Origin of the sequence: uncultured Martelella sp., from assembly GCF_963677965.2 — a bacterium.
Lineage (GTDB): Bacteria > Pseudomonadota > Alphaproteobacteria > Rhizobiales > Rhizobiaceae > Martelella > Martelella mangrovi.
Window position 1 is genome coordinate 262,422 of sequence record NZ_CAXXFM010000001.1, and the last position, 21,350, is coordinate 283,771.

Here is a 21,350-nt window from a genome sequence, read left to right on the forward strand (position 1 = left end):
GATGATGCTCTACGACCTCTCCCTCAAGATGGAATATCACTACGACACGCCGGCTTCCTATGCGCGCCATATCAGCCGTGTCATGCCGCTTTCGATCGGCGGACGCCAGCGGCTGATCGCCGGCCATGTCAAGTTCGATCCCGGGCCAGACGAAGAACGCGGTTTCACCGATTTCTTCGGCCACCCCGCAATCGCCACGCTGGTCAACCCGCCGCATCAGCGCTTTGCAATCATGATGAAGGCCCGCGTCAATGTCGAAACGCCGCGCACCATGCTCGGCTTCGCGACCACGCTTTCCGAACTGAAGCGTGAATATGGCGGCGTGCTCGATCTGGACCGCGATTCTCCGCACCACTTTCTCGGCCCGAGCCCGCGCATCCCGCCCGACCGCATCATCGGCGCCTATGGCCGTGATATGGTTTCGCCCGAAGACAGCGTCTACGCTATCGCAAAGGCCGTCTGCGCGCGGATTTTCGAGGATTTCGCCTATGACGGCGAGGCGACAACCGTCGACAGCACGCCCGCGGAAGCCTTCGCAATGCGCCGGGGCGTTTGCCAGGATTTTTCCCATGTCATGATTTCGGCGCTCCGGATGATCGGCATTCCGGCCGGTTATGTCAGCGGGTATCTGCGCACCATCCCCCCGCCGGGCAAGCCGCGTCTGGAAGGGGCCGATGCCATGCACGCCTGGGTGCGGGTCTGGTGCGGCCGCGCCACCGGCTGGGTGGAGTTCGACCCGACCAACAACATGGAAGCCGGCGCCGACCATATCGTCGTCGGATATGGGCGCGATTATGCCGATGTCGCCCCGGTTTTAGGCGTGATGAAAACCTATGGCGAACATCAGGCCACCCAGGCCGTCGACGTGATCCCGGTTCAGGGAACCCCGGCCGTATCCTGATATCACCGCCGACTGCTGCCCCGAGGGCTTTCGCCCCTGCGGCAGACAGCAAGCGCGACCGGTCGATTTGCGGCTGCGGCAGGAGTGCGTCCCCTGCCCCCGCCCGTCCCCATCCGCATTGCCATTTTCCTGCCCGTTTGTCGGCGTTCTGACTGAATGCGGCCGACGCCTCGGCGAGAAATTCGCGCGCCGGCGCATCGGTTTGTTGCAAGTGCGTCATATCAGTGCATAAATTACGAGAAAGAATAAGAGTATACCGGTCACTCCTTTTCGGGGAGATCGTTTTCAGGCGCCGCATATTTCAAGATTTCCAGCCATTATTTGACGGAAAAACCAATGAGCAAATTGACCAATCCCGATCTGCCCCTGCCGACGCCCCGCTCCCTCGACGTCGATGGACTGGCTGCCGATATTCTCGAAAAGCTGACATATCAGGTCGGAAAGGACACCATTGTCGCCAAGCCGCATGACTGGCTGCGCGCCGTCATTCTGGCGATCCGCGACCGGATCACCGACAAATGGATGGAATCGACCCGAAAGACCTATGAAGCAGGCTCGAAACGGGTCTACTACCTCTCGCTGGAATTCCTGATCGGCCGGCTGCTGCGCGATGCGATCTCCAACCTCGAAATGATCGAAGCCATCAATCAGGCGCTCGCCAAGTTCGATGTCGATCTGGCCGAACTTGCAGGCCTCGAGCCCGATGCCGCCCTCGGCAATGGCGGGCTTGGACGCCTCGCCGCCTGTTTCATGGAATCGATGGCGACCGTCGACGTGCCGGCCTATGGCTACGGCATTCGCTACGTGAACGGCCTGTTCCGTCAGGAAATCGCCGATGGCTGGCAGGTCGAGCTGCCGGAAAACTGGCTGGCGCACGGCAACCCCTGGGAATTTCATCGCCGCGAAAGCACCTACGAAATCAATTTCGGCGGCAAGGTCGACATTATCGAGGAGGCCGGCAAGGAGCCGCGCTATGTCTGGAAACCCGCCGAACGCATGATCGCCGAGGCCTACGACACCCCGGTCGTCGGCTGGCGCGCCAAGCGGGTCAACACGCTCAGACTGTGGTCGGCCGATCCGATCGACCCGATCCTGCTCGACAAGTTCAATGCCGGCGACCATATCGGCGCGCTTCAGGAAAGCACCAAGGCCGAAACGCTGACCCGCGTTCTCTACCCGGCCGATGCCAACCCGGCAGGCCAGGAACTGCGCCTCAGACAGGAATATTTCTTCTCCTCGGCCTCGCTGCAGGACATTCTGCGCCGGCATATGCAGCAGTTCGACGATATCCGGCTGTTGCCGGAAAAGGCCGCCATCCACCTCAACGACACCCATCCGGCGATCGCCATCGTCGAGATGATGCGCCTTCTGGTCGACATCCACGATGTCGAGTTCGATGAAGCGTGGGAGCTGACCACCGGCACATTTGCCTATACCAACCACACGCTTCTGCCCGAGGCGCTGGAAACCTGGCCCGTGCCGCTGTTCGAGCGCCTGTTCCCGCGCCACATGCAGCTGATCTACGCCATCAATGCCAAGATCCTGCTGAAGGCCCGCAAGGAGGCCGATGCCAGTGACGACGCCATCCGCCAGATTTCGCTGATTGACGAGGGCGGCGAGCGGCGCGTGCGCATGGGCAATATCGCCTTCCTCGGCTCGCACTCGATCAACGGCGTGTCGGCGCTTCACACCGAACTGATGAAGGAAACGGTGTTCTACAACCTCCACCGCCTTCATCCCGACCGGATCAACAACAAGACCAACGGCATTACCCCGCGCCGCTGGCTGAAAGAATGCAACCCCGGACTGACCGGCATTATCCGCGAAGCCATCGGCGACGAATTCCTCGATGACGCGGAAAAACTGCAGGCGCTCAACGATCTGGCCGAAGATTCCGCCTTTCAGGAGAAGTTCCTCGCCGTCAAGCGGGAGAACAAGGTGCGGCTTGCCAACCTCATCGGCGAACGGATGGGCACGCGCATCGATCCGTCGGCGATGTTCGACATCCAGATCAAGCGCATCCATGAATACAAGCGCCAGCTTCTCAACATCATCGAGGCGGTGGCGCTTTACGACCAGATCCGTTCGCACCCGGAAATGGACTGGGTGCCGCGCGTCAAACTGTTCGCCGGCAAGGCCGCGCCGAGCTACCATAACGCCAAGCTGATCATCAAACTCGCCAATGATGTCGCCCGCGTCATCAACAATGACCCGGCGGTGCGCGGCCTTTTGAAGATCGTGTTCATTCCCAACTACAACGTCTCGCTGGCCGAGGTGATGATCCCGGCGGCCGACCTGTCCGAACAGATCTCGACGGCCGGCATGGAGGCGTCGGGCACCGGCAACATGAAATTCGCCATCAACGGCGCGCTGACCATCGGCACGCTCGATGGCGCCAATGTCGAGATGCGCGACTGGGTCGGCGCCGAGAACATGGTAATTTTCGGCATGACGGCCGAAGAGGTTGATCAGGCCCGGGCGCAGGGACACAATCCCCGCGAGATCATCGAGGGATCGAAGGAGCTTTCTCAGGCGCTTTCCGCCATTTCGTCGGGCGTGTTCTCGCATGATGATCCCGGCCGCTATGTCGACCTCATCGGCGGGCTTTATGACCACGACTGGTTCATGGTCGCCGCCGATTTCGATGCCTATGCCGCCGCCCAGCGCGAAGTGGATGCGATCTGGAACGATCCGACCGCGTGGAACGTTAAGGCGATAAGGAATACTGCCCGTATGGGGTGGTTCTCGTCCGACAGGACGATCAGGGAGTATGCACACGACATCTGGAGTGCTTTATGAAAAAGCCGGAATCAGACGATCCGGAACAGGCGCGGGGCATTGCCCCGTCGCGGGAGGAAATTGACAGTATTCTGAATGCAACGCACGGAGATGCCTTCTCCGTGCTGGGTATCCAGGACATCGGCGGAAAGCACGTTGCCCGGTGTTTTCTGCCCGGGGCGGAAACCGTTACGGTCTTCGACCTCGAAGGCAAGCCGCTCGGAAAGCTGGAATGTCTCGATGAAGCCGGGTTCTTTGCCGGCAGCGTCGATGTGACCGGTTTTGTGCCTGTCCGCTATCATGCCACCCGCGGCGCAGCCGAATGGACGGTCACCGATCCCTACAGTTTCTGGCCGGTTCTCGGGCCGATGGACGATTACTATGTCCGCGAAGGCTCGCATTTGAGGCTTTTCGACAAGCTCGGTGGCCATCAGATAACCCACCAAGGGGTAAAGGGTTTTCATTTCGCGGTCTGGGCGCCGAATGCCCGCCGGGTCTCGGTTGTCGGGTCCTTCAACGGCTGGGATGGTCGCCGCCACATGATGCGCTTTCGCCGCGATTCCGGCGTCTGGGAAATCTTTGCCCCCGATGTCGAGCCGGGCCAGCCCTACAAATTCGAGATCATCGGCGCCGATGGCAATCTCCTGCCGCTGAAGGCCGATCCGTTTGCCCGCCGCAGCGAGCTTCGCCCGCAAACCGCCTCGCTGACGGCAAGCGAACTCGAACAGGAATGGGATGACGATGCCCACCGCGAACACTGGGCAAGCACCGACAGGCGGCGCGAACCGATATCGATCTACGAGGTGCATGCCGGTTCCTGGCAGCGCCATGACGACGGTTCTTTCCTCTCCTGGGACGAACTGGCCGACCGCCTGATCCCCTACTGCTCGGACATGGGCTTTACCCATATCGAGTTTCTGCCGGTCTCCGAATATCCCTACGACCCGTCCTGGGGCTACCAGACGACCGGCCTTTACGCGCCGACCGCGCGGTTTGGCGAACCGGAAGGCTTCGCCCGCTTCGTCAACGGCTGCCACAAGGTCGGCATCGGCGTCATTCTCGACTGGGTGCCGGCGCATTTTCCGACCGACGAGCACGGTCTCAGGCAGTTCGATGGCACCGCGCTTTACGAACATGCCGATCCGCGTCAGGGGTTTCACCCGGACTGGAACACAGCGATCTACAATTTCGGCCGCACCGAGGTCGCATCCTACCTTCTGAACAACGCGCTTTACTGGGGCGAGAAGTTCCATGTCGACGGGCTTCGTGTCGATGCCGTTGCCTCGATGCTGTATCTCGACTATTCGCGCAAACACGGCGAATGGGTGCCGAACGAATATGGCGGCAATGAAAATCTCGGCGCCGTGCGGTTCATTCAGGACACCAACAAGGCGGTCTACGGCAATCATCCCGAAATGATGACGATTGCCGAGGAATCGACCGCCTGGCCCAAGGTTTCCCAGCCGGTGCACGAGGGCGGCCTCGGTTTCGGCTTCAAGTGGAACATGGGCTTCATGCACGACACGCTCAGCTATTTCGCGCGTGAGCCGATCTACCGCAAGCACCACCATCAGGAAATCACCTTCGGCCTGCTCTACGCCTTTGCCGAAAACTACGTGCTGCCGCTCTCCCATGACGAGGTCGTGCATGGCAAGGGCTCGCTGATTGCCAAGATGGCCGGTGACGACTGGCAGAAGTTCGCCAATCTGCGCGCCTATTACGCGTTCATGTGGGGATATCCCGGCAAGAAGCTCCTGTTCATGGGCCAGGAATTCGCCCAGTGGAGCGAATGGAGCGAGGCACGCGGGCTCGACTGGAACCTGCTCAGCTACCCGACCCACGAGGGCATGCGCCGGCTGGTGCGCGACCTGAACTTCACCTACCGCGCCAAACCGGCGCTGCATGCCCGCGATTGCGAACCGGAAGGTTTCGAGTGGGCCATCGTCGACGATCAGGACAACTCGGTCTTCGCCTGGCAGCGCAAGGCGCCGGGTGAAAAACCGGTCATCGTGATCTGCAATTTCACGCCGATCCCGCGCGAGGATTATCATGTCCCGCTGCCGAAGGCCGGTGTCTGGCGGGAAATCCTGAATACCGACGCCGAAATCTACGGCGGCAGCGGCAAGGGCAATGGCGGGCGTGTGCGTGCCGAAGTTCACGGCCATGGCGGGATCTCCGCCACGCTGCTTTTACCACCACTTGCAACCATTATGCTGGAACCGGAAGACTGAGAGGGAGGGAAGGATGAATTCGCGGATTGGACACCCCCTTGCGCGTGATGCCATGGCCTATGTGCTGGCCGGCGGACGCGGAAGCCGACTGAAGGAACTGACAGATACGCGTGCCAAGCCCGCGGTCTATTTCGGCGGCAAGACACGCATTATCGATTTCGCGCTGTCCAACGCACTCAATTCCGGTATCCGGCGCATCGGCGTTGCCACGCAGTACAAGGCGCATTCGCTGATCCGCCACCTGCATCAGGGCTGGAACTTCTTCCGGCCCGAACGAAACGAAAGTTTCGACGTGCTGCCCGCCTCCCAGCGCGTTTCGGAAACGCAGTGGTATGAGGGTACCGCCGACGCGGTTTACCAGAACATCGACATCATCGATTCCTATGGCCCGGAATACATGATCATCCTGGCCGGCGATCACATCTACAAGATGGATTACGAGGCGATGCTCCAGCAGCACGTCAACGAGGGCGCCGATATCACCATCGGCTGCCTCGAAGTGCCGGTGGAAGAGGCGAAAGGCTTCGGGGTGATGCATGTGGATGCCACCGACCGGATCGTCGATTTTGTCGAAAAACCGGCCAATCCGCCGGGCATTCCGGGAAATGAAACCATGGCGCTGGCCTCGATGGGCATCTACGTCTTCAACACCAAATTCCTGTTCGAATGCCTCTACCGCGATGCCGCCGATCCGACCTCCAGCCGTGATTTCGGCAAGGATATCGTTCCCTACATCGTCAAGAACGGCAAGGCTCTGGCCCATCGCTTTTCCAAGAGCTGCGTACGCTCAAGCTACGAAAAGGAAGCCTACTGGCGCGATGTCGGCACGATCGATGCCTACTGGCAGGCCAATATCGACCTCACCGCCGTGGTTCCCGAACTCGATATCTACGACAAGTCCTGGCCTGTCTGGTCCTATTCGGAAGTAACCCCGCCGGCGAAATTCGTTCATGACGATGAAAACCGCCGCGGTTCGGCGATCTCCTCGGTGGTCTCGGGCGACTGCATCATTTCCGGTTCGCAGCTTTACAAGAGCCTGCTGTTTACCGGCGTGCGCGCCAATTCCTATTCCCGCCTCGAAGGCGCCGTCATTCTGCCCCATGTCCATATCGGCCGTCACGCACGGCTGAAAAACGTGGTCATCGATCACGGCGTTCACATCCCCGAAGGCCTTGTCGTCGGCGAGGAACCCGAAATCGATGCTCGTCGTTTCCGCCGTTCGGACAACGGCATCTGCCTGATTACACAGTCGATGATCGACAAACTGGATATCTGATACATGAAAGTCCTCTCCGTTACGTCGGAAATCTACCCCCTGATCAAGACGGGAGGTCTTGCCGATGTCGCAGGCGCGCTGCCGCTTGCCCTTGCCGGTCTCGGCATTGAAACCCGCACCATGATTCCGGGCTATCCGGCCGTCATGAAGGCCATTGGCGATCAGGCCGAAAAGGTTCATGATTTCGGCGACCTTTTCGGTGAACGCGCCACGCTTCTTGCGGCCGAATATCAGGGGCTCGACCTGCTGGTCCTCGATATTCCGGCACTTTTCGGCCGTCTCGGCAATCCCTACAATGCCGCCACCGGCGAAGGCTATTCCGACAACTGGCGGCGCTTCGGCGCGCTTTCGAAAGCGGCAACGGAAGTCGCTGCCGGCGTGATGCCGGGATGGGAGCCCGACCTTGTCCACTGCCACGACTGGCAGGCGGCGATGACGCCGGTCTATATGCGCTATTCCGAAGTTCCGGAAAAACCGTCGATCCTGACCATCCACAATATCGCGTTTCAGGGCAATTTCGGCCCGGATATCTTTCCCTGGCTCGGCCTGCCGGCCCATGCCATGTCGGTCGACGGTGTCGAATATTACGGCAATGTCGGCTTTCTGAAGGGCGGGCTGCAGACGGCCTGGGCGGTGACCACCGTCAGCCCGACCTATGCCCGCGAAATCCAGACCCCGCAATACGGCATGGGCCTTGAAGGGCTGATCTCCGCCCGCGCGCATACGGTGCACGGCATCGTCAACGGCATCGATACCGATGTCTGGAACCCGACGACCGATCAGACGCTTGTCAGCCGCTACACGCCGAGCAGGCTCAGGCTGCGGCAGCCCAACCGGCAGGTGCTCAGCGAACGCTTCGGTTTGGATGATGATGATTCGCCGATCTTCTGCGTGGTCTCGCGCCTGACCTGGCAAAAGGGCATGGACCTTCTGGCCGAAGCCATCGGCCCGCTTGTGGCCATGGGCGGCAAGCTTGCGGTGCTGGGCACCGGCGAACATCAGCTGGAAGAAACCTTCCGCAACGCGGTCAGGCTCTATCCCGGCCGTGTGGGCACCATTATCGGCTATGACGAAACCCTGTCGCATATCCAGCAGGCCGGCGCCGATGTCATCGTCATTCCCTCCCGTTTTGAGCCCTGCGGCCTGACCCAGCTTTACGGCCTGCGCTATGGCTGCGTGCCGCTTGTTGCCCGCACCGGCGGACTGGCCGATACGGTGATCGACGCCAATCCCGCCGCGCTCGATGTGAAGGTTGCCACCGGCATCCAGTTTTCGCCGGTCGAGACGTGGTCGCTCATCCATGCGCTGCGCCGCACCATCAACCTGTTCGAGGACAAGAAAACCTGGATGCATATGCAAAAACAGGGCATGAAAAGCGATGTGTCCTGGAAATCCAGCGCAAAACTCTATGTTGATCTTTATTCCAGTCTTAAAATGATGGCTCCCCAATCATGACCAAAACGATTTCCACCAAACCGTTTGACGGCCAGAAGCCCGGAACCTCCGGCCTGCGCAAGAAAGTGCCGGTATTCAGCCAGCCGCATTATGCCGAAAACTTCATCCAGTCGGTGTTCGACAGCCTTGAGGATTACAAGGGCAAGACGCTGGTGATCGGCGGCGACGGGCGCTACCTCAACCGCGAGGTGATCCAGACGGCAATCAAGATGGCGGCCGCCAACGGTTTCGGCAAGGTGATGGTCGGCCAGGGCGGCATTCTGTCAACGCCTGCCGCCTCCAACATGATCCGCAAATACCAGGCCTTCGGCGGCATCATCCTGTCAGCCAGCCACAATCCCGGCGGCCCGGACGAGGATTTCGGGATCAAGTACAACACCGCCAATGGCGGCCCCGCGCCCGAGCGCATCACCGATGCGATCTACGAGCGTACCAAGCTGATCGACCGCTACCGCATTTCCGAAGCCGACGACGTGCCGCTCGATGAAATCGGCAGCTATCATGTCGACGACATGGAGGTCGAGGTTTTCGATCCGGTCACCGATTATGCCGCCCTGATGGAAGAGCTTTTCGATTTCGAGGCGATCCGCTCCACTATTGCCGGCGGCTTTCGCATCGCCTTTGATGCCATGAGCGCGGTAACCGGCCCCTATGCCCGGGAGATCCTTGAAAACCGGCTCGGCGCGCCTGAAGGTTCGGTACGCAATTTCGTGCCGCTTGAGGATTTCGGCGGACATCATCCAGACCCGAACCTCGTCCATGCCAAGGCGCTTTATGACGAAGTGATGAGCGAAGACGGTCCCGATTTCGGGGCGGCGTCGGACGGCGATGGCGACCGCAACATGGTTGTCGGCAAGGGCATCTTCATCACCCCGTCCGACAGTCTTGCGATCCTGGCGGCCAATGCGCATCTGGCGCCTGCCTACAAGGTCGGCCTTGCCGGAATTGCGCGCTCGATGCCAACCAGCCAGGCCGCCGACCGGGTTGCCGAAAAGCTCGGCATCGGCGCCTATGAAACGCCGACCGGCTGGAAGTTCTTCGGCAATCTGCTCGATGCCGGCAAGGCCACGCTTTGCGGCGAGGAGAGCTTCGGCACCGGCTCGAACCATGTGCGTGAAAAAGACGGATTGTGGGCCGTGCTGCTGTGGCTCAACATTCTGGCCGTGCGCGGCGAAAGCGCGTTCGACATCGTCAAGAAGCACTGGGCCGAATACGGCCGCAACTATTATTCTCGCCACGATTACGAGGGCATCGAAACCGATGCGGCCAACGGCCTGATGGGTGCGCTGCGCGAAAAGCTTTCCACCCAGCCCGGCACCACCTTCGGCGATCTGACCGTTAAGGAAGCCGACGACTTTGCCTATCACGATCCGGTCGATGGCTCCGTCAGCAAGAACCAGGGCGTTCGCATCATGTTCGAAACCGGTTCGCGCGTGGTCTTCCGGCTTTCGGGCACTGGCACCTCGGGCGCCACGCTGCGCGTCTATCTGGAGCATTTCGAGCCGGACCCGGCCCGCCATGAGGACGATACACAGGAGACGCTTGCCACGCTGATCGCCTATGCCGAGCATATCGCCGGCATCAGGGAACGCACCGGCCGCGATGCTCCGACCGTGATCACCTGAGCCCGACAATGAGCGATGCGATTGCAAAACCCGGCGTCAGGGTCCTCGACCGGGGCGTCGAGTTTTCCGTCTATTCGGAAAACGCCACAGGCATGGAGCTTTGCCTGTTTGACGCGGATGGGCGGGAAACCGCGCATCTGCCGATGGCGCACGAGCGCGGCAACCTGTTCCGGCTGCTCGTTGATGCGGCAAAGCCCGGCCAGCGCTATGGCTACCGCGCCTTCGGACGCTGGGACCCGATGAACGGCCACTGGTTCGATTCTGCCAAACTGCTGGTCGATCCCTATGCGCGGCAGATCGACAGCCCGTACAGTTTCGATCCGCAGCTTGCAGAATATGGCTTCGACACCGCAGCACTTGTGCCGAAAAGCGTGGTGGTTGCGGATGTCGGCGACGAGCCTTCGCATGTGAACCTGCCGGCAGGCGGTTTCATCTACGAGGCCGGCGTCAAATCGCTGACCCGGCTTAACCGGCATATCCCGGAGCACATTCGCGGCACCGTCGCAGCCCTTGGCCACCCTGCCCTGATCCAGCATCTGCAGAAAATCGGTGCGGATGCGATCGAGCTGATGCCGGTCACCGCCTGGATTGACGAACGCCATCTTCAGCAGCTTGGGTTGACCAATGCCTGGGGATACAATCCGGTTACCTTCATGGCCCCGGATCCGCGCCTGTGCCCGGGCGGCATCGCCGAACTGCGCAGCGCGGTCGAAGCCCTGCATGACGCAGGCATTGCCGTGATCCTCGATCTGGTTTTCAATCACACCGGCGAAAGCGACCAGTTCGGCGGTTCGCTGAGTTTTCGCGGGCTCGACAATTCAACCTATTATCGGCTGGCCGATGATGATGCCTCGGTGTTCATCAACGACACCGGCTGCGGCAATACGGTGGCCTGCGACCACCCGATGGTGCGCCAGTATATTGTCGACAGCCTTCGGTTCTTCGTCACCCAGGCCGGCGTTGACGGTTTCCGCTTCGATCTGGCGCCGATCCTCGGGCGCACGCGCGCGGGCTTTGACACCCATGCCGAAACGCTGAAAGCGATCCTGAGCGACCCGGTGCTGAAGGATCGCACGATGATCGCCGAACCATGGGACATCGGGCCCGGTGGCTATCAGCTCGGCCAATTCCCGCCTCCCTTTCTGGAATGGAACGACCGCGCGCGCGACGATCTGCGCCGGTTCTGGCGCGGCGACGATTACATGACCGGCCGGCTGGCCGATGCGCTCTCCGGCTCCTCGCATATCTTTTCCGTGGGCGAGCAGCATGTAACGCGTTCGGTCAATTTCATCGCCGCCCATGACGGCTTTCCGCTTCATGACGTGACCGCCTATGTGCACAAGCACAACGGCCCCAACGGCGAGAACAACCGGGACGGTCACGACGAAAACTATTCGTGGAACAACGGGGTTGAGGGCGAGACCGACAACCGGGTTGTGCTCGAGCGGCGGCGGCAGGATATCAGGGCGCTTCTCGCCACGCTGTTTGCCAGCCGCGGTGCCATCATGCTGAAAGCCGGCGACGAAGGCGGTATTACCCAGTACGGCAACAACAATGCCTATTGTCAGGACAACGAGACGACCTGGATCGATTGGGATGCCATGGATCAGGCGCTGATCGCCTATACGGGCGAGCTTTCGGCGCTGCGCCGGCAGTTTTCGGTGTTTTCCGAAACCACCTTCTTTACCGAAGACGACGTTTCCTGGCTGCGGCCCGATGGCAGTGTCATGACTGTCGAGGACTGGGAAGCGCCCGGCTGCGATTGCCTGAGTATCGTATTTTCCACCGTTGAGCGGGAAAGCGGTGACCCGACCCGGCTTGCCGTCCTGATGAACCGCGGCCAGTCCGAAACCGTATTCCGGCTGCCTGAACGTGACGATCACGGCTGGCACAGCCTGACCGGCGAAAGCCGTGGGACGGTCGAGATCGCGCTTGCGCCGCGGTCAGTATCGTTTTATGCGGAGAAACTCTCCACCGGCGGATAATCGCCCGACCGACAACAACCGAAACACGCGCGCACCTGAAAGAAGACCATGGTCAAAGACATTTCGCTTGCTGAAGTGAAGGATTATATCGGCCATGAAGTCGGTGTATCACGCTGGTTCACGGTCGATCAGTCGATGATCGATACATTTGCCGACGCCACGCTCGACCACCAGTTCATCCATACCGATCCCGAACGCGCGCGCGCGGAAACCCCTTTCGGCGGCACGATCGCGCATGGTTTCCTGACGCTGTCATTGCTGTCGGCCATGAACTTCGACTGTGCACCGCGAGTGCGCGAGCAGACCATGGGGATCAATTTCGGTTTCGACAAGGTGCGCTTCATGGCGCCGGTGAAATGCGGCAAGCGTGTCCGTGGCCATTTCACCCTGAAGGAAGCCCGCTTCCGCGGCGCTGAACTTCTGGCGATCAACTACGCCGTCAGCATCGAAATCGAGGACGAGCGCAAGCCGGCACTGACGGCGGAATGGATTACCCTCATTCAGTTCGATGCCGCCGATCGCCCGGAAATGGCGTAAAATCATGGTGGCGGATGTGGCGATCAGAACGGCATTCGAGCGGCAGGCCGATGCCTGTGAAACGCTCGGTTCGCCCTTCAACGCCCGCCTTTGCCGCCTGGCTGCCGATCGCCTTGACGGGACGGGCGAAATTGCCGCCCTCGTGTCCGGCTGGCCACCCGAACGCGCTGTCGCCGATGCGCTGGCACTCAGATTTTGCGGCGCGCTGCACGCTTTGAAACGACAGGGCTATCGCCCGCTTGTCGACTGCTATCCACCGCACAGGGTTTCCGACGATGCGCTGTGGCAAGGTGCTGAACAGGCCATGGCGGAAAAGGCGGACTTCATCGCCACCCGCATGCAATCGGCGCCGCAGACCAATGAAGTGCGCCGGTCGGCAGCCCTGTTTCCGGCCTTTGCGCTGATTGCCGAACGGTTCGGCGGCATGCCGCTCGTGCTATCCGAAATCGGGGCTTCCGCCGGGCTGAACCTGATGTGGGACTGCTACGGATACCGCTTCGACAACGCTCTCTATCAGCCACAGAACGGCGATGCCCCCTTCGTCATCGCGCCCGACTGGACAGGTCCCTTGCCGCCGCAGGCCGAAATCGCCGTCAGCGAAAGGGCGGGCTGCGATCTCAACCCGCTGGAAGCGGACAGTGCCGATGATTGCGAGCGCCTGCTGTCCTATGTCTGGCCGGATCAGGCCGACCGGCTGGAGCGCACAGAAAAAGCGCTCGCCCTTGCCCGCCAAAACAGGCTGCATATTGACCGGGCGGATGCCGTCGACTGGCTGGCGCACCGGCTCGCAACCCGGCATGACGGCAAGGTGCACGTCATCTATCACACGATTGCCTGGCAATATCTGCCCGATAACGCGCAGAAGCGGGGATTGCAGCTGATTGCCGAAGCCGGCGCACGCGCCGACCGGCAGGCCCCGCTTTGCCATCTTGCGATGGAAGCCGATGACGAGGGACCGGGCGCCGGACTTTCACTCACCATCTGGCCGACGGGCGAAACCCACAGTGTCGGCCGGGCCGATTTTCACGGCCGCTGGGTCGATTGGCGCGGGCTGCCGTCCGCTCAGTAAGCGGCGTCCCTTACCCCCTGATCAAGAAGGCCGAATACATACGGCGCAAACGAACGCCAGCATTCGAGCCTGAACGCCGTTTCCGCTTGCCTGAACAGCACAATTTCCGCCTTGCCCAGAACGGTGCGCGCAACCTTGCCGACCGGAAATTTCTCCAGTCTCAGGTCCATCGGGCAGGCCGCGTTCAAAACCTCGGCCGCTCCCGGCCCGTCGACCATGACGGCGATGTTGCGATGGGAGACGTCAACGGCGGAATGCAGCACCTCGACACCGCGAAGACGTTGTATCAGGTCCCCGCCGTTTTCGTCGATAACCAGCCATTCATCCGGCCCGAGCCAGAAGGCGTAACGCCCGTTATCGCCGGAAGCCGTCAGCGGGGCAACCGGCAGATCGATTTCCAGCGCAGCGCCAAGCGCCTGCAGCGCATCTTCGCCGGCGCGCAGCGAAAGCCGGCTGGCAGGAGCCGCAACCGTCAGCCGGGCCAGCCCCGAACCGCCATAAACGCCTTCAAGCGGCAGGGTGCGTTCGGCAACGAATTCCTCAGCCATGGATGCGGGCTCCTTCCTTGTCATAGAAAACCGTGTCGACCACCTCGACGGCAATCGTGCGGTCGGGCATCGGCACGTATAGCGTTTCGCCCTTCAGCTTGTGGCCATTCTTGACCACCGCCATGGCAATGCCGCTCTGCAGCGCTTCCGACCAATAGGCGGACGTCACATGGCCGAGCATCGGCACCGGCTTTTCCGCATTGGGGTCGGCAACGATCTGGGCGCCTTCTTCCAGCACCATGCGGGAATTGTTCTTGACCATCAGGCCGACAAGTTCCTTGCGGTCTTCGGCCACAAGGTCGGGACGCTTCAGCCCGCGAATGCCGACGAAATCGGTCTTTTTCTTCGAAACCGCCCAGCCCATGCCGGCGTCGAACGGGGTTACCGTGCCGTCGGTATCCTGCCCGACGACGATATAACCCTTTTCGGCACGCAGCACATGCATGGTCTCGGTGCCATAGGCGCAGGCCCCGAAACTCTCGGCACGCTCGAAAATCGCCTTCCACACGGAAAGCCCGTAATCGGCCGGCACATTGATCTCGAAACCGAGTTCACCGGTAAACGACACCCGGAAAAGCCGTGCGGGAACGCCGCAGACGGTGCATTCGGCAAGGCTCATATGCGGGAAGGCTTCCGTGGAAATATCCACGCCCTCGACAAAGGGTTCGATGATCTCGCGCGCCTTCGGCCCCTGAACGGCAATCACCGCCCATTGTTCGGTTGCCGATGTCAGCCACACCTTCAGATGCGGAAATTCAGTCTGGAGGTAGTCTTCCATCAGGTTGAGCACACGCGGCGCGCCGCCCGTCGTCGTCGTCACATGGAAGCGATCATGGGCCAGCCGGCCGACCACGCCGTCGTCATAGATATAGCCGTCCTCGCGCAACATCAGGCCGTAGCGGCATTTGCCGGGCTTCAGCGTCGACCAGGCATTGGAATACATCAGGTTCATGAAGGCTTCGGCATCCGGCCCCACAACCTCGATCTTGCCGAGCGTCGAAGCATCGAAGACACCGGCGCTCTCGCGCACCGTCCGGCATTCGCGGTTGACGGCATCATGCTTGGTCTCGCCCGCGCGCGGGAAATACCAGGCGCGCTTCCAGTTGCCGACGTCCTCGAAGGCAGCCCCCTGCTCTTCCGCCCAGCCGCCAATCGGCGTCTTGCGGGCCGGATCGAACAGCGGTCCGCGCGAATGGCCGATCAGCGTGCCGAAGGTGACCGGCGTGAACGGCTGGCGGAACGTGGTCAGCCCCACCTGCGGGATCGGCCTGTCCAGCATTTCGGCGGCAATCGCCAGGCCGTGCATGTTGGAAAGCTTGCCCTGGTCGGAGGCCATGCCATTGGTGGTGAAGCGCTTGATGTGCTCGATCGAGGCCATGCCCTCATGCACGGCCTGACGGATATCCTTGGCGCAGACATCGTGCTGATAGTCGATGAAGGCGCGGGCATGGCTGTCGGCGGTCTCGTCTTCGCCCAGCATGCCCCCAGTCCACTGATGGGCATTTTCGCCTGCGATATCGACAGTCCCGCCACCGGCCGCTGCCGCCTCGCCGATTGCCGCGTGGATGGCATCCGTGCCGTTGCAGGCGCCGACGCAGATCGTGTTCTGCGCATAGGTGCCGGGCACGAAACGCTGTTCTTCGGCGTCAAACACCAGCTTGCCGCGCGATTGCGAGAACAGGTGGACCGACGGGGTCCAGCCGGCCGAGGTGATCAGCGCGTCGATATCGAAGCTGCGGGTCTTGCCGCTCTCCTTGTCCTTCACCTTCATCGAGGATACCCGAAGGCGCCCCTTGGTGCCGACAACCGCATGATTGGCGAGCACCTTGATGCCGAGCGCCCTTGCCGCCTCGGCCAGCCCGGAACCGGCCTGCCTGCGGCTGTCGATAATGGCGACCACATCGACACCGGCGTTCTTCAGATCGATTGCCGCCTCATAGGCCGAATCATGGGCGCAGCAGACGCCGACCTTGCGTCCGACGGCAACGCCGTAATGGTTCAGATAGGCGCGTGCGGCAGAGGCCAGCATGATGCCGGGACGGTCGTTTTGCGGAAACACCATCGGCCGTTCGATGGCGCCGGTGGCCACGATCACCTCGCCGGTGCGCACCTGCCAAAGCCGCTCGCGCGGGCCGTTCGCCTTGCCTGTCGGCAGATGATCCGTCAGCCGTTCGCAAAGCGCGAGGAAATTGTGGTTGTAGTAACCGAACGCCGTGGTCCGCGGCAGAAAGCGGACATTGTCCATGCCGCGAAGCTCTTCCACGGCAGCCAGCGCCCATTCATAGCCCGGTTTGCCATCCACCGTCGTGCCGGTTTCATACTGCAGCGCGCCGCCCGGTTCCGGCTTTTCATCGCAGAGGATGACATCCTTGCCGGCCCGCGCGGCGGAAAGCGCGGCCGTCAGTCCCGCAAGCCCGGCGCCGACCACCAGCACATCGCAATGGATGTAGCGGCAGGCATAGGTATCGGCATCTTCCTCCGTGGGCGCAACGCCAAGGCCTGCGGCCCTGCGGATCAGCGGCTCATAGAGCCTGTGCCAGGCAATGCGCGGCCACATGAAGGTCTTGTAGTAAAACCCGGCGATGAAGAAGGGCGACAGGAAATCATTAACCGCGCCGGCATCGAAGGAGAGCGATGGCCAGCGGTTTTGCGACGACGCCGTCATGCCGTCGAACACTTCCTGCACCGGGCCGCGCACATTCGGCTGACGCCGCGCACTGTCACGGGAAATATCGAACAGCGCATTCGGCTCTTCCGAGCCCGCCGTCAGAAACCCGCGCGGGCGGTGATATTTGTAGGACCGGCCGACCAGATGAATGCCATTGGCAAGCAGTGCGGAGGCCAGTGTATCGCCTTCCAGCGCGGAATAGCTCTTGCCGTCGAAGGTGAAGCGGATGGTCTTGGCGGGCGTGAGGCGCCCCTTGCCCTCGATACGCAATGCGCCGCTCATCGGCCTTCTCCCTCGAATTCGGCACGGTCGGGCTTCGGCTCGCCGGCCTTGTAGGTTTTCAGGAACCGGTCGGAAACGGTATCGCGCACGGCATTGAAGAACCGGCCGCAGCCATGGGCATGGCGCCAGCGCTCGTAATGGATACCCTTGGGATTGGTGCGCATGAAGAAATAGGCCGCAAAATCCTCATCGGAAATTTCAGCGATATTCTGCGGCCGGTCGATATGGGCTTCGCCGGCGGCCGAAAATTCCAGTTCGCTTCGCGCTTCGCCGCAATAGGGACAATGAATGAGCAGCATTTTCTAGTTCCCTTCCAGTTCGGGTAGGGTATCGGATAACGAGGTGATGAGGTCGAGCAGCGGGCGCGGTGTTTCCAGCTGCGGCATATGGCCGGCGCCTTCCAGCGGGTGAAGCTGAACGCCAATGGCGCCGGCAAGCTGATGGCCGCGCGCAATCGGTATCCACGGGTCTTTTTCGCCCCAGATGACGCTGACGGGACAGGCGATCGCGTTCAGCCTGTCGGCGAATTCATCGGTAAAGCGCTCGTCGGCTGCGGCAAACTGCTTGTAGAAACTGGCCTGCCCTTCCGGCGTCAGCCAGGGCGACACCAGTTCATGCAGCTCGTGCTCATCGATCTCGTTGACCAGCGCGCCGCGAATATAGGCGGCAACGATGGCCGCATGAATATGCGGCGGCAATGGCGTGAACGCATCGATATGGCGGCTGACATGATCGAAAAATTCCGATCCCCAGGGGCTGACCGCCACCACATTCATCAACACCAGATCATTATAGGCGACATCATGCAGGAGATGGGCGCGCAGCGACACCGCCCCGCCGAAATCATGGGCAAAAACACTCGGGGATTCGAGCCCCCAATATGTCAGCATCTCCTTGAAGATCAGCCCCTGAACATCCAGGCCGGTCGCCTGCTCCGGGTCCTTCGCCGAGCGGCCGAACCCCGGCATGTCGTACCAGTAGACGGTATAGGCCCGCGACAGGGGCAGGATCATCCGGTGCCAGGAAAACGACGACCATGGCCAGCCATGGGCCAGCACCAGCGGCGGCCCCTCGCCGGCCGAGCCCCAGGCAACCGTGCCTGCGCTGGTCTCCGTCTTCTGGTTGACGTTCCAGAGCATCGCCGTCCCCTCAGTGCGCGACGGCAGCAGCGGCCGCCTCGTCGATCAGGCGTCCGGTGCGGTAACGGTCGAGCGTCAGGCCGGCCGCCAGCTTGTGCGGCTCGCCCTTTGCGATCAGATGCGCGAAGAGATGGGCCGAGCCCGGCGTTGCCTTGAAGCCGCCCGTTCCCCAGCCGCAATTGACGAAGAGGCCGGGAACCGGGGTCACGCTCTGGATCGGCGAGCGGTCGGGCGTGTTGTCGGTGATCCCGCCCCATTGGCGCATCATCTTCACCCGGCGGAAGATCGGGAACAACTCGCAGATGGCATCGAGCGTGTGGGTAATGATCTGCAAGCCCCCGGTCTGCGAATAGGAATTGTACTGGTCGGTGCCAGCCCCGATCACCAGTTCGCCCTTGTCGGACTGCGAGATATAGGCATGCACCGTATTCGACATCACGACGCAGGGGAAAATCGGCTTCAGCGGCTCGGAAACCAGCGCCTGCAGCGGCTGGCTTTCCAGCGGCAGATTGACATCGGCCATCGACATCACCACGGAATTGTGGCCCGAGGCCGAAACGCCGATCTTCTTGGCGCCGATGAAGCCCCTGGAGGTTTCGACGCCGGTTACAGCGCCATCGGGGCCGCGGCGAATGCCGGTAACCTCACAGTTTTGAATGATGTGGACGCCGCGGTCGGAGGCCGCCCGTCCATACCCCCAGATTACCGCGTCGTGGCGGGCCGTGCCGGCGCGGCGCTGGAGTGCCGCGCCATTGACGGGATAACGCGCCGTTGCCGCGATATCGAGCGGCGGACAATAGTCTTTCGCCGCTTCCGGCGTCAGCCATTCATTGTCGATGCCGTAAAGCCGGTTGGCATGAACGTGACGCTTGAAGGACTGGCGGTCATGTTCATTATGCGACAGCATCAGGACGCCGCGCGGCGAATACATCACATTGTAATTGAGATCGAGCGCCAGACCTTCCCAGAGCTTGAGGGAGTGCTCGTAGATGTCCATGCTCTCGTCGTAGAGATAGTTGGAACGCACGATGGTGGTGTTGCGGCCGGTATTGCCGCCGCCGATCCAGCCCTTCTCGATCACCGCGATATTGGTGATGCCGTGTTCCTTGGCGAGATAATAGGCCGCCCCCATGCCATGGCCGCCGCCGCCGATGATGATGACATCATATTCAGGCTTCGGCTCGGGCGAAGTCCAGTGCTTTTCCCAGCCCGAATGATGCCGCATGGCCTCGCGCGCCAGGGCGAAAACGGAATATTTGCGCATCTGAAAGCTCCCTCGGGCCGGGTTTGTTACCGATCATTACCCTATACCAATCGCAAATCAGTATATGACGCAACGTCCTTTTTGCGACGCTTTTGCCGCCTCAGTTCGACATCTGTTTTTAACGCCGCTGCGCATGCGGCCGGTTTTGGCCCCGAACGCCTGATTTCCGGGGGCTGACGCAAATGCGGCATCAAATCGGGCGCAATTGCGCGGACCGCGCGGCAAAGGGCTGGACTTACCCGGCAAAGTCTGGTATCCGCGACGCCAAATATCGGGCAAATCCGATAATGACAGGAAACGATGCCTGAGTTGCAAGTATTTGTCAGGCTGAACAACACCAACGATCTTAAGGAACGGGATACACGTGCAAGTACTTGTCCGCGACAACAATGTTGACCAGGCTCTCCGCGCTCTGAAGAAGAAGATGCAGCGCGAAGGCATCTTCCGCGAAATGAAAATGCGCGATTTCTATGAGAAGCCCTCTCAGAAGCGCGCCCGCGAAAAGGCCGAAGCGATCCGCCGCGTTCGCAAGCTGGCCCGCAAGCGCGCCATCCGCGAAGGTCTGGTTTCGCGCTGATTGTCGTTTTTTCGGCACATTGAAGATGTTGATATGGCGGGAGCGTAGGCCCCCGCCTTTTTATTTGCTAGATATTTACCTTGCGCCGGTAAAAAAAAGACCGCGCGCTCTCAAAACGCGCGCGACGAACGACACGAGGGACAAAAATGACAGAGACAACCGCTGGCACATTCATGACAGGCTCCGGCCGGGCGATACGGATCGCACTTCTGGCTGGCACTGTCGGCCTGCTCGCTGCCTGCCAGAGTTCCCAGATGATGAATCAGAATATCGTGTCGATCGATACGGCTCAGGGCTCGGAACAGAATATCGCCTCGCTCACCAATGTGATCGCCTCAAACCCCAATGACCCCGAGCCCTATAATGTGCGCGGCGCTGCCTACGGGCGTGCGGGCGACGACCGGCGCGCGATGGACGATTTCAACCAGGCGATTGCGCTCAATCCGAACTATTACCAGGCCTATGCCAACCGCGCGCTGATCGAACGCAGCCTCGGCCGCCGGATGGATGCCCTGAACGACTACAACAAGGCACTCCAGATCAACGGCGATTACGACATCGCCTATATCGGGCGCGGAAACCTCTACCGGGAAGCCGGCCAGCAGAATGACGCTTTCAACGACTATAGCCGCGCCATTCAGCTGAACACCACCGACCCGCGCGCCTATCACAATCGCGGCCTGATCTACCAGCGCCGCGGCCAGCAGGAACAGGCGATCGCCGACTTCTCGAAAGCCATCTCGCTCGCCCCTAAAGCCGCCCAGCCCTATAACGGGCGCGGCGTTTCCTATCTGGCGCTCAATGACGACCGCAATGCGCGCTCGGATTTCGACAAGGCGCTGGCGCTTGATCAGCGCAATGCCGAAAGCTGGGCCAATCTCGGCCTGATCTTCGAGCGCGAGGGTAATTTCTCGGAAGCCGCCTCCTATTACCAGAAGGCGAAAGCGCTGAACCCGAACTACCAGCCGGCAATTCAGGGCCTGCAGCGCACAGTCGGCAATAGCTGATCAGACGC

At 61.2% G+C, this 21,350-nt stretch carries 16 protein-coding genes; 11 read left to right on the top strand and 5 right to left on the bottom strand.

What is annotated here, in order from left to right; all coding sequences use genetic code 11:
- Nucleotides 1-4: 4 nt before the first annotated feature.
- The 9 genes from ACHZCU_RS01485 (at nucleotide 5) to ACHZCU_RS01525 (ending at nucleotide 13,857) form a co-directional block, all read left to right on the top strand.
- Nucleotides 5-901, top strand: coding sequence for a transglutaminase domain-containing protein (locus ACHZCU_RS01485; RefSeq protein ID WP_106310375.1), 897 nt, complete (start codon nucleotides 5-7; stop codon nucleotides 899-901).
- Nucleotides 902-1,237: 336 nt separating this feature from the next.
- Nucleotides 1,238-3,700, top strand: a complete 2,463-nt coding sequence (locus ACHZCU_RS01490; protein WP_319517355.1) for a glycogen/starch/alpha-glucan phosphorylase — start codon at nucleotides 1,238-1,240, stop codon at nucleotides 3,698-3,700.
- Nucleotides 3,697-5,910, top strand: coding sequence for a 1,4-alpha-glucan branching protein GlgB (glgB, locus tag ACHZCU_RS01495; protein ID WP_319517356.1), 2,214 nt, complete (start codon nucleotides 3,697-3,699; stop codon nucleotides 5,908-5,910). Before ACHZCU_RS01490 ends, glgB begins: the two co-directional genes overlap by 4 nt.
- A gap of 13 nt (nucleotides 5,911-5,923) precedes the next feature.
- Nucleotides 5,924-7,186, top strand: coding sequence for a glucose-1-phosphate adenylyltransferase (gene glgC / locus ACHZCU_RS01500; RefSeq protein WP_106310289.1), 1,263 nt, complete (start codon nucleotides 5,924-5,926; stop codon nucleotides 7,184-7,186).
- 3 nt (nucleotides 7,187-7,189) lie between these two features.
- Entirely contained in the window at nucleotides 7,190-8,641 is a 1,452-nt protein-coding gene (glgA, locus tag ACHZCU_RS01505) for a glycogen synthase GlgA (RefSeq protein ID WP_319517357.1), read from the top strand.
- Nucleotides 8,638-10,266, top strand: coding sequence for an alpha-D-glucose phosphate-specific phosphoglucomutase (locus ACHZCU_RS01510; RefSeq protein WP_319517358.1), 1,629 nt, complete (start codon nucleotides 8,638-8,640; stop codon nucleotides 10,264-10,266). The genes glgA and ACHZCU_RS01510 overlap by 4 nt, the downstream gene beginning before the upstream one ends.
- Nucleotides 10,267-10,274: 8 nt before the next feature.
- On the top strand, nucleotides 10,275-12,251 hold the full coding sequence (glgX, locus tag ACHZCU_RS01515; RefSeq protein WP_319517359.1) for a glycogen debranching protein GlgX: 1,977 nt from the start codon (nucleotides 10,275-10,277) through the stop codon (nucleotides 12,249-12,251).
- Nucleotides 12,252-12,299: 48 nt separating this feature from the next.
- Nucleotides 12,300-12,788, top strand: a complete 489-nt coding sequence (locus ACHZCU_RS01520) for a MaoC family dehydratase (protein ID WP_319517360.1) — start codon at nucleotides 12,300-12,302, stop codon at nucleotides 12,786-12,788.
- A gap of 4 nt (nucleotides 12,789-12,792) precedes the next feature.
- Nucleotides 12,793-13,857, top strand: a complete 1,065-nt coding sequence (locus tag ACHZCU_RS01525; protein ID WP_319517361.1) for a DUF2332 family protein — start codon at nucleotides 12,793-12,795, stop codon at nucleotides 13,855-13,857.
- Here the strand turns inward: ACHZCU_RS01525 and ACHZCU_RS01530 are convergent.
- The 5 genes from ACHZCU_RS01530 to ACHZCU_RS01550 are packed head-to-tail and all read right to left on the bottom strand — an operon-like array spanning nucleotide 13,851 to nucleotide 19,758.
- Complete coding sequence (locus ACHZCU_RS01530; protein ID WP_319517362.1) at nucleotides 13,851-14,405, bottom strand: sarcosine oxidase subunit gamma; 555 nt, start codon at nucleotides 14,403-14,405, stop codon at nucleotides 13,851-13,853. The two genes, ACHZCU_RS01525 and ACHZCU_RS01530, sit on opposite strands and share 7 nt — an antisense overlap.
- Nucleotides 14,398-17,355 carry a sarcosine oxidase subunit alpha gene (locus ACHZCU_RS01535; protein WP_319517363.1) on the bottom strand — a complete coding sequence of 986 codons (2,958 nt, stop codon included), beginning with the start codon at nucleotides 17,353-17,355 and terminating at the stop codon, nucleotides 14,398-14,400. The genes ACHZCU_RS01530 and ACHZCU_RS01535 overlap by 8 nt, the downstream gene beginning before the upstream one ends.
- Nucleotides 17,352-17,654, bottom strand: coding sequence for a sarcosine oxidase subunit delta (locus ACHZCU_RS01540; RefSeq protein ID WP_106310266.1), 303 nt, complete (start codon nucleotides 17,652-17,654; stop codon nucleotides 17,352-17,354). Before ACHZCU_RS01540 ends, ACHZCU_RS01535 begins: the two co-directional genes overlap by 4 nt.
- Before the next feature lie 3 nt (nucleotides 17,655-17,657).
- Nucleotides 17,658-18,494 (bottom strand): alpha/beta fold hydrolase, encoded by an 837-nt coding sequence (locus ACHZCU_RS01545; protein ID WP_319517364.1) that lies wholly within the window; start codon nucleotides 18,492-18,494, stop codon nucleotides 17,658-17,660.
- 10 nt (nucleotides 18,495-18,504) lie between these two features.
- Nucleotides 18,505-19,758: a sarcosine oxidase subunit beta family protein gene (locus tag ACHZCU_RS01550; protein WP_319517365.1), complete on the bottom strand. Its 1,254-nt coding sequence runs from the start codon at nucleotides 19,756-19,758 to the stop codon at nucleotides 18,505-18,507.
- 364 nt (nucleotides 19,759-20,122) lie between these two features.
- Between ACHZCU_RS01550 and rpsU the strand changes: the two genes are divergently transcribed.
- Together rpsU and ACHZCU_RS01560 are read left to right on the top strand one after the other, a co-directional pair.
- Nucleotides 20,123-20,335 (top strand): 30S ribosomal protein S21, encoded by a 213-nt coding sequence (gene rpsU, locus ACHZCU_RS01555; RefSeq protein WP_024710130.1) that lies wholly within the window; start codon nucleotides 20,123-20,125, stop codon nucleotides 20,333-20,335.
- Between the two features lie 146 nt (nucleotides 20,336-20,481).
- Nucleotides 20,482-21,342 carry a tetratricopeptide repeat protein gene (locus ACHZCU_RS01560; protein ID WP_106310258.1) on the top strand — a complete coding sequence of 287 codons (861 nt, stop codon included), beginning with the start codon at nucleotides 20,482-20,484 and terminating at the stop codon, nucleotides 21,340-21,342.
- Nucleotides 21,343-21,350 lie beyond the last annotated feature (8 nt).